Origin of the sequence: Bacillus cereus group sp. BfR-BA-01379 (assembly GCF_022663605.1) — a bacterium.
In the GTDB taxonomy this organism is placed as follows: Bacteria; Bacillota; Bacilli; order Bacillales; family Bacillaceae_G; genus Bacillus_A; species Bacillus_A mobilis.
The window spans coordinates 38,815-54,280 of record NZ_JAKUFT010000031.1 but is presented as its reverse complement, the minus strand read 5'-3'; the positions used below and the strand labels follow the sequence as shown (position 1 = coordinate 54,280).

The window sequence follows — 15,466 nt, the reverse complement described above, 5'->3', positions numbered from 1 at the left end:
TATCGCGGTACCACCCTAGTTATGAAGCCACAACAAAGTAAGACCTAAATAAAAAACGTCCCTACGTAAATACGTAGGGACGATAAATATCGCGGTACCACCCTAGTTGTGAAACAATCTTCACCACTTTATTTGATAACGGTATAAACTACCGTCTTTCATTTCCTCATAATGTGAGATTTATGAAAGATGCTCCAGGACGAACTTCATGAATAATCTATATACTGATTCACACCAACCATCAGCTCTCTGAAATAGGGAGATATTCACTACTATACCCTTTCATTGCCCAAATATTATTTTCCGAATTGATTACTATCATTTTTATCATACATTAAAAATAGTGTCAACTTATATTTTGAATTTTTATGTATTACATTCTATTTAAAAATGTAAAATATGACTTTTAAATGAATAATATTAGAATATTTATGTTCCATACTATATTAACTACTCTAACAGGTTTATAGTAGTATACGATGAATGCAAGACAGCACGAGTAGGAGGAAAGAATTTTGTCTACTTCAAAAGTTTTAAAAGGTACTGCTTTATTAAGTGGTGCAACAATGATTTCACGTATATTAGGTTTTATATACTTCTTCCCTTTTCAATTATTAGTCGGAACACAAGGGGTTGCTTTATATGGATATGCATACTCTTGGTACGGTATTTTATTAAGCTTCTCAACTGCTGGTATTCCTATTGCCGTTTCCAAATTTGTTGCAAAACATAATGCACTCGGTGATTATAGTACAAGCAAAAAATTATACAACTCAAGCGTAAAATTAATGATGTTTATGGGCTTTTTAGGGTTTTTAACTTTATTTATTGGAGCACCGTACATATCACAATTTATTATTCGCTCAAAAACGCCGGATCCACAATTTATCGCTGACGTAACACTTACGATGCGAGCATTAAGTTTCGCACTTATTATCGTACCAGCTATGAGTGTTACACGTGGTTATTTCCAAGGTTTTCAACATATGAAACCAAGTGCCGTTTCTCAAGTCGTAGAACAAATTGCGCGCGTGGTTTTCATTTTAGTTGGTAGTTTTATCGTTTCAAAACTATTAGGGGGTTCAGTCGCCTCTTCTGTTGCAGTTGCTACGTTTGGCGCTGTTATTGGGGCACTTGCCAGCATTTCGATTTTAATGATGTACTGGAAAAAATATAATAGATTAAAGCCTCCCGAAGGAGAATTAAAGTCCAGGGCATCGAATATCCCATTAAAAAATATTTATATGGAATTACTTCGATATGCAATCCCAATTGTATTTGTCGGCATTGCAATTCCGCTCTATACGTTAGTAGATCAATATACTGTAGCTGATGTCCTTAGAGCGATGGGAGAGCCGTTAGAAACAGCGAATGCAGTGTTCGCTTATATAACGAACTATGCCCAAAAGTTAATTATGATTCCAGCTTCACTTGCAACCGGATTCTCATTAACGATCATTCCGGCTATAACGAAATCTTATACAAGCGGGAAATTAGAAGAATTACAAGAACAAATTGCAAAGATATTTCAAGTCTTGTTATTCTTCACTATTCCAGCTGCATTCGGTCTTGCTAGTATCGCTTATGATGCATTCCGTATGGTTTATGTAAATCCTGAAATCGCACTTGGTGGATCACAATATTTAATTTCATTTGCACCTTCTGCTATATTAAGTGCCATTTTCACAGTTTCAGCAGCTATTTTACAAGGAATCGATTATCAAAGAAAAACGATGATTGCTTTCTCAGTCGGGATTCTCGTTAAAGTTTTAGTAAATACACCGCTCTTACATTTATTTGGCGGACACGGTGCTGTACTTGGAACAATTCTTGGATACCTCGTTTCCAATGTTATTATGTTGTACTGCATCATTAAATTTGCGAAATTTAAAATTGGCGAAACAGCAAAAACAGTACTCCTTATTACGATTTACTCCGCAGCAATGTCTGCTGTTGTAATTGCTTTAAAAGCTATTTTAAAATGGTTAATTCCTGGACAATCTTATATGGAATCACTTCTCATTGTTGTTATATGTGGCGCTGCAGGAGGGATTGTTTACCTTTTATTCGTCCTAACGAGCGGACTGGCTTCACATATTCTCGGTGATAGGATTCAGCGATTACCTGTACTAGGTAAATTAGTCAAATAAAAAAGGGATGTAACGCATTGTTACATCCCTTTTTTTCACTTCGCATATTGAATACGCTTTTGTTGTTCTGCAATATGTAATTCTGGAGCATATTGTTCTACTAAATGTAATAGCTCTTCGATTAACACTTCTAACTCCTGTACACTATACTCCGGTTTCCCTATTAACGTATTCGCCATACGCTCATATAAGTTTTCAGGCTTAATGCTCATTCGTTCCACATTATTCGGCATCCATTTAAACGCCGGGTGATGCACATACATTCGGTTCAAACCAAATAAGACCCCAAATATATTTCTTTGTACTTCACAAATAACATCATATAACATAAGCCAGTCTTTTCGTTTTAAAAGTGCCTCTCGATTATGCCAGCGATTGCTTAACCAAAGATTTTCTGAAATCATCTGTTCCGCAAGTTCTTCTGGATATGATACCACTCTATCTTTTAATTCATTCACTTTCTCTTCTCCATACAAACTAACACCGTCATGAATGGATGATACTATACATTGTTTTTCATAACTTATATCATATTGATCCACCACATCCGAAATAACTTTCTCTACTGTTTCTGTTAAAAAGTTACTAATTTCTAATTTAATTCCCTCTTTTGTCAAATATGTTTCCGACCATTCTTCTTCCTCATAAGGATGATATGACAAAATCGCTCCACCAATATGATGAATAGGCCCTTTACGATCCTCATCCTCTGGTGGCGTTGACCATAATATATGTAATTCTATATCCGAATGTTCATCTTCTAACTTTCTAGCTACTGAACCAGCTAAAATAATAGCTTCGATCTTCGGATTTCTCCTATAAATCTCCGACATTTCTATTGCTTTCTCTTTTAATCCCACTTCATTTCCCCCTATAATTGCAGTACACAATTACCTTTTCATTTATCTATTTCGATATTATGCACTGCATTCCCTTTTCAATGTTCCACTACATCATATTTCTACCCAATAACGCTGAACAATTTCCCCAGTGTGAGAAGAAACTACTTCATTTTCTAACACACCGCCAACCTTTTGAATCGTTTTAGCCGAAGCAATATTAGCTTTATCGCAAGTTATTAACACTTTCTGCAACCCCAACTTTTGTACTTCATCTAATGCGAGTTTCAATTGTTTTGTCGCGTAACCTTGGCGACGTTTATTCGGATGAACACTATATCCAATATGACCACTTTCCCGCAATAATTCTTCGTTTAATCGTTTTCTAATATTCACAAAACCTATAAGTTCTCCTTGTTCAACACTTAAAAATTGACTAGAAGGTACTCGATTATCTTGTAAGTTTTCCCCCAGTTCCTGTTTACTCACTTTTTCAAACCATTCATCAAGTGCAGCAAAATTTTGTAAAGAACTACTGCCATGTGGTTGTTCATCCGTATGTAAAAATGCCTCTCGATACTCCATAATTAGTTCGCTATATTCATTTGTCGGTTTTAATAGTTTCATTGTGTTTCTCCTCTCTTAATAACCTATAACACCCCCCTTAATAGCGCTATTTCACCATTAAGGGGTTTCTATCATTTTTATTCAAATAATCCCATACTCAAATAACGCTCACCTGTATCAGGTGCAATACATAAAACTCTTTTACCAACGCCTAATCGTTTCGCTATCATAATTGCTGCGTAAACAGATGCTCCAGACGATGGCCCAACTAATAATCCTTCTTGTCTAGCTAATTTTCTCATTGTCGTTAAAGCCTCTTCGTCTGCGATTTGAATAATTTCGTTATACACTTCTGTATTTAAGTTTTTCGGGATAAACCCTGGACTTGTTCCTACTAGTTTATGAGGACCTGGAACACCACCTGATAAAACGGGAGATCCTTTCGGTTCTACTACTGCAATATATAAGTTTGGTAGTTTCTCTTTTAGCGTTTCCCCAGTCCCTGTAATCGTCCCACCAGTTCCAGCTGTTGCTACAAATGCATCCAGCTTACCATCCATTTGTTCATAGATTTCAAGTGCAGTCGTATAACGATGAATATTTGGGTTTGCTGGATTTTCAAATTGTTGCGGAATAAAACTATTTGGTATTTGCTTTTGCAGTTCTAACGCCTTCGCAATTGCTCCTGGCATTCTTTGTTCTGCCGGTGTTAAAACTACTTCTGCTCCGTATGCTTTCAATAAATTTATACGCTCTTTTGACATATTGTCTGGCATAATTAAAATCGCTTTATACCCTTTCGCAGCTGCATTCATCGCTAAGCCTATTCCTGTATTTCCACTTGTTGGTTCAATAATTGTATCTCCTCGTTTGATGAGACCATTCTCTTCTGCAACGTGCAGTAAATTATAGGCAGCACGGTCTTTCACACTGCGCGACGGATTAAACATTTCTAATTTTACATACACATCTGCTGCATCTTCTGGAATAAATTTAGATAATCGGACGACAGGTGTATCTCCTATTAATTCTGTAACATTTTCACATAATTTCATAGTGCATCCCCTATTCTATCGTTTTCTTATCACTTGGTAATAACCAAGAAGTAAGTCCAATTAATGGTAGACAACTACATAATAACATAATGAATTGTAGACTATATATGTCAGCCAATTTCCCAAGAACTACAGAACCTAAAGCGCCAAGTCCAAACGCAAGCCCTACAATTAATCCAGATACCATCCCTACTTTTCCAGGAACAAGCTCTTGCGCATAAACAACAATTACACTAAAACTACTTGAACTAATAAAACCGATACATAAAAATAACGGTACGACCCATACGAGCGAAACGTGAGGTAACAAAAGTGCAAGTGGTGCCGAACCTAGCATTGAAAATACAATAATTGTTTTCTTTCCAAATCGATCTGCTAACGGTCCACCAAAGAAAGTTCCTAATACACCGGCAATCATAAATGCGAATACGAAATACTGGGCATTTTTTATAGATAAACCGTAATGTTCAATTAAGTAAAATTGATAAAAATTCCCGATACCAGCACCGTACCAAGAACGTACAAAAGTAAGAAAAACAAGAAGTATAATAACAAATTTAATATGTGTACTTACTATGGCATTTTCAGCCTCAAGCGCAGCCCTCTTCTTTCTTCTTACAGCACCAGTAGCTAATTCATTCCTATACCAATTTGATACGAATATTAATAATACAATTCCTACCGCTGCAAAAGCTGTAAAACCTAAAGAGCCAATTTGGCCGAGTGGCACGAAAATTAACGCTGTAAAAATAGGAGCTAGGGAATTCCCTGTATTTCCTCCCACTTGATAAATCGCTTGTGCTAAACCTCGTTTTGCCCCTGCCGCCATATAAGCAACACGAGCACCTTCTGGATGGAATACTGCGGAACCTAACCCGATAAATAAAACAGAAATAATAACAATAATAAAGTTCGGTGCAAAAGCCAGTCCAATCATCCCAAGCATACTCGAAAACATACCGAGCGGTAATAAAAATGGTGACGGCTTCTTATCCGAATACATACCAAAAACCGGCTGCATAATCGATGACGTCATATTTAATGCAAAAGCAATCCACCCTACTTGCATATAGGATAAATTCATCGTTTTTTCCAAAATAGGAAACAATGCCGGCACAACTGCTTGCATCGAGTCATTTAAAAAATGACCGAAACTAATCGCAAATAGTATTCGATATATCGTCGGTGTTTCTATCGTATTTTTTTTCGAAACTGCCTGCATATATGAATCTCTCCTTCCTGTACAAAATATATATTTATTACAGCAGGTGTAATAAATTCTGACTTTTGAAACATTTCTATTCTATACTGGTTTCATTTCTTTTTCCAGAAATATCACTTCTCAAATAATATATTTTTTCTATCTGTTTTATTGGATTTTTTATAAACGTTCTGTATTTTCTTTTATAGTAGGACAGGACAAAGGAATTACTTGCAACTATTAATAAAAATAGGCGATCCTAACATATATTAGGATCGCCTTTTTTCTTATATTGCAAAACGCTTATACTTTTCGTAATCACTCGTCTTACATTCTACTTCTAGTTTCGTACCTTCGTTTTCATAACTCGTAGATAAAACGTGCGCATGATTATTGAAATAAGAAACTACCTGTCCTTGATTATACGGAATTAACATTTCGCACTTCGTATACTCTTTATAGATGTGTGAGCGAATCATTTCGACAAGCTCTTCTATTCCAATATGTTTCTTCGCTGATAAATAAACGCGTTCTTCTTGTACTTTCGGAATTTCAACATCTACCATATCTGATTTGTTATAAGCATAAATGGTCGGAATATTTTCAACTCCAATTTTCTTTAACGTTTCATTTGTAATATCAATTAACTGTTCATAATTTGGATTTGCATAATCTACAACGTGAATAAGTAGGTCCGCTTCCGCTACTTCTTCTAACGTTGAACGGAACGCTTTCACAAGGTGATGTGGTAGTTTGCTTACAAATCCAACTGTATCCGTTAATAAAAATGATTTGTTATCTGGCAGATCAATATTTCGTACAGATGTTTCTAACGTCGCGAATAACATATCTTTTTCAAATACTTGTTTTTCTTCTGTACCATTGTAAATCTCAAGCATCGCATTCATCGTCGTTGACTTTCCTGCGTTCGTATATCCTACTAATGCTACAACTGGTACTTCATTTTTCTTACGCTGCTTTCGCTGCGTTTGACGCTGGGCAACAAGTGCTTCTAGATCTTTATTTAAAACTGAAATCTGTTCTTCAATTTTACGACGATCTAACTCTAATTTCTTCTCACCGACACCTTTATTTTTCGTACCAACTCCGCCGCTCTGTCTTCCTAACGATTCACGAAGACCGATTAAACGAGGCATCATATACTGAAGATGCGCTACCTCAACTTGCAACTGCGCTTCTTTCGTTTTCGCACGTTGCGCAAAAATATCTAAAATTAATATGGTACGGTCAATTACTTTGCAATCTAAATCCGCTTCTAAATTTCGAATTTGAGAAGGAGATAATTCATCATTAAAGATTACCATATTCGCATCTACTTCATTTACATAGGCTGCTACTTCTTCAATCTTTCCTTTTCCAATATAATGTGATGGATTTACTCGTTGTAAATTTTGCGTCACTTGCCCAATTACCTCTACATCACAAGCTTCTGCAAGATTTGTTAACTCTTCCATCGAATACGCAAAGTCATCTTCATTACCTAAATTTACTCCAACTAAAACTGCTCTTTGTAATAATTCTTCCATATATTTATTCCTCCATTTCGATTACGTAAAATAAAAAACACAGGTTACTGCCTGTGTTTTCGTAAACGGATAAGGGTTCACCAAAGAAATAGAAGAAAGTTATACTTTCATTCTATCTCATAGTCAAAAAGTCCCAAGATCATATACGCATCCACAATAAGTGTTCACCTATACGATCCCATTCTATTTATAAAGGCAAAACAAAAAGAGGGCGTATTCGTCCCTCCCTCTTTTTCACATATAAGCTTAATAAAGGGTTCCTTTAAAATAGGCAGACCAATCCCGTTCACTCTGTACACAGACAGAGCCTTTGAGCGCTATTCAATTATTGGCACAAAGTATTGAGACGTAATCTGATTAAGATCAAAGGAAGCCCCTCCGTTCATTTTAAGTTACATAAAGTGTAGCATAAGTAATTCGCTTTCACAAGATTAAACCACCTATAGAAACAGAAAGAAAATCTTTATATATTTACTTTAATCGTCATTTTTTGCGCGTTCTTCTTACAACAAAAATCACAAGAACTACTATCAGTAACAGACCGACAGAAAGAGTAACAACTTGCCACCAGCTTAAACCGTTCAACATGCCACCTTTTAAATCGACTTTCTTCGTCGGAACAGATTCTTTTGCAATTTGACTTAAAGCCACTTTGTCCATCTCTGCCTCATCTAATCTCTTCGTTCCACTACAACTATGTGTGTGTAATTGTTTTTCAGATCCTCTTTGAGAAGAATATACTAAGTACTCTCCTCCCTCTAAAAAGTGAAACACACAATCCCCACCATTTGTATACACAATAATTTGCGAAGACGTTGTCCCTTTCCAAATTCCCTTCACTTCAAATAATACTTCAATCCCACCCCCTTCTTTCCTTCCAACCTCAATTACCTTCCCCTCAAATACTACATCGTTTTTTTGAAATGCATCTTCTGCTGATACGTTAATACAATCACAAGCATAAGATTTCCCTGGAAAAATAATAAGAATAAAGCTACAAATAATGACAACAGGCAATATATACAAAATTCTTTTCAAAGAGCCCAACTCTCTTCATAATCAATTTTAAAAACTTATCGTATATTATTTTTACACCACTCGCCAAATTCCTCCATAATAAGTTAAGCATTATCACTTCAATACAATAAAAGTCTATATTGACATTTTTATAACCTAATATTAGTATCAGGTTATAAAAATACGTTAGGAGATGTTCCCATGCATTCTAAATCTCGTATTACTGCAATTGGTACTTATGTTCCAGATCAAATATTATCTAATAACGATTTAGAAAAGATGATCGATACGAATGATGAATGGATTGTACAAAGAACAGGAATGAAGGAAAGAAGAATTGCTTGCGAAGACGAATACTCCTCACACTTAGCCATTAAAGCAATTGAAAATTTATGTACAACTTTTAAAAAGCATTTAGAAGATATAGACTGTATCATCGTCGCTACAACAACCGCTGACTATGTTTTTCCTAGTGTCGCGTGTCAAATACAACAACACTTCAACATACCCCATACACTAGCTTTTGATTTAAATGCAACTTGCGCTGGTTTCACATATGGCCTGCACGTCGGTAATAGCTTAATCACTTCTGGATCACACGAAAAAGTGCTTGTCGTAGCGACAGAGACATTATCTAAAGTTACTGATTACACCGATAGAACGACTTGTATTTTATTTGGCGATGGTGCTGGAGCTATTTTATTAGAAAGAGATGAAAACAAACCAAGCTTTATTGCTGCTCATATGGGAACAAATGGGCACGGTGGCATTCATCTATACAGAACAAACTTATCTACTACTATGAATGGCACACCACTGCAAACAAATGAAAAAATCGTGCAAAATGGGAGAGAAGTTTATAAATGGGCAACACGCATAGTACCAGCAGGTATAAAAGAACTATTACATACCGCAAATATGAAAATAAATGATATAGACTGGTTTATTCCACATAGTGCTAACTTAAGAATGATTGAATCTATTTGTGAAAAATCTAAAATTCCAACACAAAAAACATTAACGAGTGTGGAATATATGGGGAATACATCTTCCGTCTCTATTCCACTCGCTCTAGATCTAGCTAGAAAAGAAGGAAAATTAAATAACGGAGAAACACTTTTACTTTATGGATTTGGTGGTGGTCTTACGCATTTAGGCCTTATTGTGGAGTGGGATTTAAACTAAAAAGTTTTTTTATACAATTCACTACAAAAAAGCTGCATTCAAAGATTGATTACCTCCCTTTGAACGCAGCCTTTTTTATCTTAATTTTATTTATCCCGCTTTAATGGGCAGTAAGACCCCCACCTCAAAATTCAGCGAAAGCAAAGAATTTAGGTGGGGGTCGGGCTGCCCATTAAAGTCCGATTGGTTCAACTAATAATTAGTGGGGGATGAAGCCCCCCCACTAATTAAAGTTTCACTTTACCTGTCCGAGCCCATATCACAACAGGAATCAGCATGAAAGCTAAAACTCCTCCAGCTAATGACAAGGCCGCATAACTTGAATTCGCTACTACCATACCTGACATCGCTCCGCCTGAAGCTCCAGCTAGCGCGATAAACACATCTATTTTCCCTTGTGTTTTTGCACGTGTGGAAGGTATAGTTGCATCAACAATTTGAGCCGTACCACTTATTAAACCGAGGTTCCATCCTAATCCAAGTAAAGACAAAGCAACAATTAATAGTATTAAAGAATCACTCGGCGCTATTGCAGCTATGACACCTGCCGCTAGTAAAATTACTCCGCCAGCTATACTCATAGTAGTTCTGCCAATTTTATCAATTAGCATTCCTGTAACGAGAGACGGAAGATACATTGCACCTACATGAAAACCTATCACAAGGCCTACTGCACTTAAATCGTGACCGTGGTGTCCCATGTGAACTGGCGTCATCGTCATAATCGCGACCATCACGACTTGTGTAAGTATCATTACGATAGCCCCAACAGTAATTCCTCGTTTATTTTCTATCGTTTCCTCTGTTACCGCTTGCCCTTTATATGTATGCTCTTGTTTATATGTTTCTATCATATTAGCAATAAGTAACGGATCTGGACGAAGCATAACAAATAGGACAATACCCGCCAGTATAAATGCAGCTGCTGATAATATGAACGGACCAGCAAGTTCAGGAATCCCAATTGAATGAGCAAACCTTCCCATTACACCTACTAAATTTGGACCTGCGACTGCACCAAAAGTCGTCATTACCATCGTAATACTAATAGCAGTTGCTCTTTGCTGCTTATTCGCTAAATCTGTTCCAGCATAACGCGCTTGTAAATTCGTAGCTGTGCCCGCGCCATATATAAGTAAAGAAACTAGTAAAAGAATAATACTATTTGTTAAAGCTGCAACCACAACTCCAATAGCCCCTAACCCGCCTACTATAAAACCTCCTGCAAGCCCTATGCGGCGACCATGTTTTTGCGATAATTTCCCAACAAAGAAAGCCGCTACCGCAGATCCCATTGTAAACATAGCAGCTGGTAATCCTGCATATGCATCTGTCCCAAGCATTTGCTGCGCAAGAAGTGCACCCACTGTAATTCCAGCAGCCAACCCTGCTCCGCCGAACATTTGTGAAATGCTTACGATTAGTAACGTTCTTTTGTATAATTTTTGTTGCTCTTCTTCTGTATATATATGATTACTTATTGAAGCATCTGCTGTATCTATCATTTTCTCATCCTTTCTATAAAACTAATACCTCTTGTTAATGTACTATAGAACAACAAAATCCCCAAATTTATAATGCTGAAATTTATTTATACATGTAAAGACCCCCACTGTTTACGTTTCACTCATTACCGAAGAGTTCCCATAATAATTATACTAATTTTTTCACAGCTAGCATTCCATCATTTGAGTATAACTCACCTTTAGATTATTTCCCTTACACTCCCCCTACAACTCTTTCCCCTCTCTTTTTACTCAAAGCCTTTCCTTCCCAAAATAACAAACTCACTAAAGCAAAAACTAAAATAATTGGCACACTCGCTTTATATAAATCTGTAAAACTCATAGCCCTCTGATTCTTAGCATAATGATTCACATCATTCGAAAATGCACGTACTTCTTTCTTTATACTTTCCTCTTGTTTTTCAACTTCATTTGTCACTTGACTCATTACTTCTTCTCTTTTTACATCTCTATATTCTACTGGAACTTCTCTTAATACCTCAGCCACTTTTTGGTGAATTAGTTCGTCTTTTTTCTCTTTATTTAACCCTACAAATGTTTCATTTTGATGCTTTTCGACATTTGTTTCTATACTTTGATTCTCTATTTTTTCTTTTGTTACTTGTAATATCTCAGCTTGCTCGTCACTACTCACATGAATATTACGAACTTTTTCTTCTGCATAACGATATACATTTTCTTTATTTATAGTTAAATTATGAGTTAAGTTAGATACAAATATTGCGACCGCTAAAACAATACCTACTTGCCGTAACATTGATACAACACTCTGAGAAGCAGTTAGTAATTCCCCTTCAAACGAAGAAGCACTTAAAACTGTAATTGGACCTACTACTAAACCATACCCAACACCTAATATCATACATGGAATAATAATTTCTATATTTGTTGAATTAACATCAATCATTTGCAACCAATAATAAGATAAGCCCATAACAAGAAAGCCTGACAAAATAATAGTTACTTTTCCGAGTTTTTTAATCAAAGTTGCTGCAGCTGGTGAGACAAAAAATATCATTGCTGAAATAGGTGTCACTAAAAAAGCTGCTTCAATTTCCGTTCGGCCTTGTATTTTTGTCAAGAACGTCGGAAGCAATACAGTAACTCCAATTAAAAATAAATTACTTAATATGACAACGATAGATGCTCCGACAAACATTCGATCTTTAAATAAATTTAAATTCACCATCGGATTATGAATCTTTCGTTCTACTAAAACAAATAGAATAAGAGAAATAGTGCTAATTGCATAACAAAACAAAGCTATATTACTTTGCCATCCCCATGTATTGCCTTTTACTAATATGAGAGTAAAAGAAAAAATTGCTGTGCTACTTAATAACAATCCTATCCAATCTATTTTTGAGATAATACGTTCTTCATTTTTTATTTGTAGCATAAAGAAGCATAAAATGATTCCAAAAATACAAATTGGAACATTAACGAGGAACACCCATCTCCAACCGAAATTTTGTGTAATAATTCCACCTATTACTGGTCCCATCGCAGCTGACAATCCTTGTGTTACGCCTAAAATTGCAAGTGCAACATGCCTCTTAGCTAATGGCATTGCAGATACACCAATTACCATACTAGTTGGAAATAAAATCGCTGCACCTACACTTTGTATAAAGCGAGAAAAGATAAGAAAATCGCCCGTATTAGCAAAAGAACAAAGTACTGACCCGCCGCCAAAAATAATCAAACCAAGAATATACATCTTTGCTTTCCCAAAAATATCAGCTATCCGCCCTAGCGGGATAGCGAGTACCGCTATTGTCATTGTATAAACATTTAATACCCAAGACATCTTTTCCAATGAAGTATTTACACTCGTTTGTATCGCTGGTAAAGCTATATTCATAATTGTCGTATCAATCATACAAAGAAATATACCTAAGCACATTAAAAAGACAATCTTAATACCCCTTGATTGCTCCATGTTCATCTACCCCTTTATTTATTATGAACGTGTTTTTCATTCTTCTGTTTTATTGTGTTTTTTTGCTTCTAGTTGCTCTAGTTTTCTTTTCAACGTCTCTACTTGAGCACTATACGATGCAATACCTACATCGAGTGAAATTTCCTCAACAAAAGTAATACCTTCTCTCCACTTTTCATATTTCAAACGAAGATCCGCAATGTATGCCTCTTTCTTTTCAATTTCATCTTCAATCCATTTTTTAATTGCCTTATCATCGCTATAATTACCAAAATACATCCTCATTAAAAAATCTGAACGTAAAACGTCTTTCTCTACATCTGTTTGCATGTATTGATAAAACTCTTCACGCCCTTCATCTGTAATAAAGTACATTTTCTTATTTGGTTTCCCTTCTTGCATAATAACCTCTTTCTTTATTTTCCCCTCTTTATCCAACTGTCGTAACGTTGGATAAATCATTCCAAAACTCCCATCAAAAAAGTGAGTAAATACGTCTTCAAACACAATTTTAATATCATAACCAGACATTTCTTTTCCCATTAACAAACCTAAAACAACATCTCTTCCCTTCAAAATAAGACCCCCACATAGTATATAATCAATAATCATATTAACATTGTTAATATGATTATTGATTATATACCTTTTTTTGTTAATTGTAAAATGTTTCTAAATAAAGTGAAACTTTAATCAGTGGGGGTTTTCTTCATCCCCCACTGATCATTAGCCCTCATCAATCGGACTTTTATGGGTAGTTGATCCCCCACCTAACTTCTTTGCTTTCCCTGAATTTTGAGGTGGGGGTCTTACTGCCCATTAAAGCGGGATAAAAAAATACCCTGTAATTTTATCGTTCAAAATTCCAGGGTAACTCTACTTTATATTTCATATGTAAACTCTGTACTATTTTACAACTGCATCTTCATTAGCTGCAAAACTCTCTGTCTTTCCCTCTTTTAATTCATAATAATACGAAGGTAATTCTATATTATGTTCTAAGAGATAATCCTCAATTAATGAAATAATCACTTTCAACGTTTTCAATCGAGCATATAATTTATCGTTACTCGCGATAATTTGCCATTTTGCATTTGGCTTATTTGTTTTTTCAAACATGTCTTCCATCGCTTCAACATACTCATCCCATTTTTCACGGTTGCGCCAATCTTCGTCTGTAATTTTCCATTTTTTCAAAGGGTTGTTCTCTCTATCTTTAAACCGCTTTAATTGTTCATCTTTACTAATATGATAGAAAAACTTTCCGACTATATAATGATCATCTGTTAATAGTTTTTCAAAATCATTAATCTCATCATACGCTCTCATCCACTCTTCCTTTGTAGCAAAACCTTCCACACGCTCAACTAACACACGGCCGTACCATGAGCGATCAAAAATAGTAATTTGCCCGTACTGAGGAAGTTTCCGCCAGAAACGTTGCAAGTAATGGTACCGTTTTTCATGAGGTGCTGGTGCTCCAATTGGATTGACTTGGAACCCACGTGGATCAAGGTGTTCTGTCACTCGCTTAATCGCTCCGCCTTTTCCAGCCGCATCCCAGCCTTCCATAACGAGCATAACTGCGATTTTTTCTTCTTTTACTATTTGCTGTAATGCTAATAAGCGCCTTTGATATTTTTCAAGTTTCTTATTGTACTTAGATTTCGATTCAATTCTTTTCGTTACATTCACTTTAGCAAGATGTCCATTTTCCATAAAACAAATCCCCCTTGTTGTATGACAATGTTATTTTAACATATTTTGGAAATTTTTTCACATTAGAAAAAACTGTGTAGAAAAATCTCTACACAGCTTTCATAAAAAATACAGCAGTTAATATTCGCATTTAAAATGTAAATTACATTCATGAGGCTCATAAACATCACCTTACATTATATGGTATATACTCACATGAAGAGAAGATACTAATAAATAAATCCGTTACAGAATGGGAGCTCTCTAAAAATGAAACGAATACTATTTTCTCTCTTTGCACTAATCTGTTTAGCACTACCAATACAAGCTAGTGCATACACATTTCAATCACTACCAATTGAATCAAAGTCAAAACAGTGGTATATCGAAATCGATCAATCTTATAGTGCAAACAAGCAAGCAGTGCAGCCAAAACAAGGTGTATACGATACATATCGTTTACTCGTAAAAAACATCGGTAATGATGTGTCAAACGTAGCTGTAGAAATAGTTGATAACACTCCTACTTCTAAAGCTACTTTTAATCCTACTACATTACATAACAACGTTTCAAAAAGCCATACAAGCTTTGACTATATCGTATTCCCATTAGACTTTAATAGCCATAATTTCAAAGTCGTCATCACTTGGGAAGAAAACAGTTTCTCTTACAACGGCCATCCGGTAAATGAGGGGAAACAACTGAAACAAACATTTGTTTTTAATGAGGAATAATCCC

13 protein-coding genes and 1 other annotated feature are annotated in these 15,466 nt (G+C 35.7%); of the genes, 3 read left to right on the top strand and 10 right to left on the bottom strand.

Features of this window, described 5'->3' with window-relative positions; all coding sequences use genetic code 11:
* Positions 1–72 precede the first annotated feature (72 nt).
* Positions 73–295: a binding site (T-box leader), on the bottom strand.
* A 220-nt stretch (positions 296–515) separates the two neighbouring features.
* The gene (locus MR113_RS13940) at positions 516–2,150 is read left to right on the top strand and encodes a putative polysaccharide biosynthesis protein (protein WP_242254911.1); all 1,635 of its coding nucleotides are present in this window, start codon (positions 516–518) and stop codon (positions 2,148–2,150) included.
* Positions 2,151–2,185: 35 nt separating this feature from the next.
* Here MR113_RS13940 and MR113_RS13935 read toward each other — a convergent pair whose 3' ends face one another.
* The 6 genes from MR113_RS13935 to MR113_RS13910 form a co-directional block, all read right to left on the bottom strand.
* Positions 2,186–3,010, bottom strand: a complete 825-nt coding sequence (locus MR113_RS13935; RefSeq protein ID WP_242254909.1) for a DUF4037 domain-containing protein — start codon at positions 3,008–3,010, stop codon at positions 2,186–2,188.
* A 93-nt stretch (positions 3,011–3,103) separates the two neighbouring features.
* Positions 3,104–3,616 carry a GNAT family N-acetyltransferase gene (locus MR113_RS13930; protein ID WP_242254906.1) on the bottom strand — a complete coding sequence of 171 codons (513 nt, stop codon included), beginning with the start codon at positions 3,614–3,616 and terminating at the stop codon, positions 3,104–3,106.
* Between the two features lie 77 nt (positions 3,617–3,693).
* On the bottom strand, positions 3,694–4,611 hold the full coding sequence (gene cysK, locus MR113_RS13925; RefSeq protein ID WP_242254904.1) for a cysteine synthase A: 918 nt from the start codon (positions 4,609–4,611) through the stop codon (positions 3,694–3,696).
* A 10-nt stretch (positions 4,612–4,621) separates the two neighbouring features.
* Positions 4,622–5,833: an MFS transporter gene (locus MR113_RS13920; RefSeq protein WP_061673186.1), complete on the bottom strand. Its 1,212-nt coding sequence runs from the start codon at positions 5,831–5,833 to the stop codon at positions 4,622–4,624.
* A gap of 266 nt (positions 5,834–6,099) precedes the next feature.
* Positions 6,100–7,359, bottom strand: a complete 1,260-nt coding sequence (gene hflX / locus MR113_RS13915; protein ID WP_242254902.1) for a GTPase HflX — start codon at positions 7,357–7,359, stop codon at positions 6,100–6,102.
* A 483-nt stretch (positions 7,360–7,842) separates the two neighbouring features.
* Entirely contained in the window at positions 7,843–8,397 is a 555-nt protein-coding gene (locus tag MR113_RS13910; RefSeq protein ID WP_242254901.1) for a cobalamin biosynthesis protein CbiN, read from the bottom strand.
* 180 nt (positions 8,398–8,577) lie between these two features.
* Here MR113_RS13910 and MR113_RS13905 point away from each other — a divergent pair, with 180 nt between their 5' ends.
* A complete protein-coding gene (locus MR113_RS13905) occupies positions 8,578–9,561 on the top strand; it encodes a ketoacyl-ACP synthase III (RefSeq protein ID WP_242254899.1) in 984 nt (327 codons plus the stop codon).
* A gap of 227 nt (positions 9,562–9,788) precedes the next feature.
* Here the strand turns inward: MR113_RS13905 and MR113_RS13900 are convergent, their stop codons facing one another.
* From MR113_RS13900 to MR113_RS13885, 4 genes are all read right to left on the bottom strand, one after another.
* Positions 9,789–11,066, bottom strand: coding sequence for an MFS transporter (locus MR113_RS13900; RefSeq protein WP_242254897.1), 1,278 nt, complete (start codon positions 11,064–11,066; stop codon positions 9,789–9,791).
* 214 nt (positions 11,067–11,280) lie between these two features.
* Complete coding sequence (locus MR113_RS13895) at positions 11,281–13,029, bottom strand: MFS transporter (RefSeq protein ID WP_242254895.1); 1,749 nt, start codon at positions 13,027–13,029, stop codon at positions 11,281–11,283.
* Positions 13,030–13,065: 36 nt separating this feature from the next.
* Positions 13,066–13,605 carry a PadR family transcriptional regulator gene (locus tag MR113_RS13890; protein WP_242254894.1) on the bottom strand — a complete coding sequence of 180 codons (540 nt, stop codon included), beginning with the start codon at positions 13,603–13,605 and terminating at the stop codon, positions 13,066–13,068.
* A 330-nt stretch (positions 13,606–13,935) separates the two neighbouring features.
* Entirely contained in the window at positions 13,936–14,748 is an 813-nt protein-coding gene (locus tag MR113_RS13885; protein ID WP_242254893.1) for a polyphosphate kinase 2 family protein, read from the bottom strand.
* A 249-nt stretch (positions 14,749–14,997) separates the two neighbouring features.
* Between MR113_RS13885 and MR113_RS13880 the strand changes: the two genes are divergently transcribed.
* On the top strand, positions 14,998–15,462 hold the full coding sequence (locus MR113_RS13880; protein ID WP_242254892.1) for a hypothetical protein: 465 nt from the start codon (positions 14,998–15,000) through the stop codon (positions 15,460–15,462).
* The last annotated feature ends 4 nt before the right edge of the window (positions 15,463–15,466 follow it).

Excerpts from the sequence above, each read along its gene's own strand:
- MR113_RS13930 (WP_242254906.1), bottom strand. The coding sequence starts at position 3,616 with ATGAAACTATTAAAACCGACAAATGAATATAGCGAACTAATTATGGAG.
- cysK (WP_242254904.1), bottom strand. The coding sequence starts at position 4,611 with ATGAAATTATGTGAAAATGTTACAGAATTAATAGGAGATACACCTGTC.
- MR113_RS13920 (WP_061673186.1), bottom strand. The coding sequence starts at position 5,833 with ATGCAGGCAGTTTCGAAAAAAAATACGATAGAAACACCGACGATATAT.
- hflX (WP_242254902.1), bottom strand. The coding sequence starts at position 7,359 with ATGGAAGAATTATTACAAAGAGCAGTTTTAGTTGGAGTAAATTTAGGT.
- MR113_RS13905 (WP_242254899.1), top strand. The coding sequence starts at position 8,578 with ATGCATTCTAAATCTCGTATTACTGCAATTGGTACTTATGTTCCAGAT.
- MR113_RS13900 (WP_242254897.1), bottom strand. The coding sequence starts at position 11,066 with ATGATAGATACAGCAGATGCTTCAATAAGTAATCATATATATACAGAA.
- MR113_RS13895 (WP_242254895.1), bottom strand. The coding sequence starts at position 13,029 with ATGGAGCAATCAAGGGGTATTAAGATTGTCTTTTTAATGTGCTTAGGT.
- MR113_RS13885 (WP_242254893.1), bottom strand. The coding sequence starts at position 14,748 with ATGGAAAATGGACATCTTGCTAAAGTGAATGTAACGAAAAGAATTGAA.
- MR113_RS13880 (WP_242254892.1), top strand. The coding sequence starts at position 14,998 with ATGAAACGAATACTATTTTCTCTCTTTGCACTAATCTGTTTAGCACTA.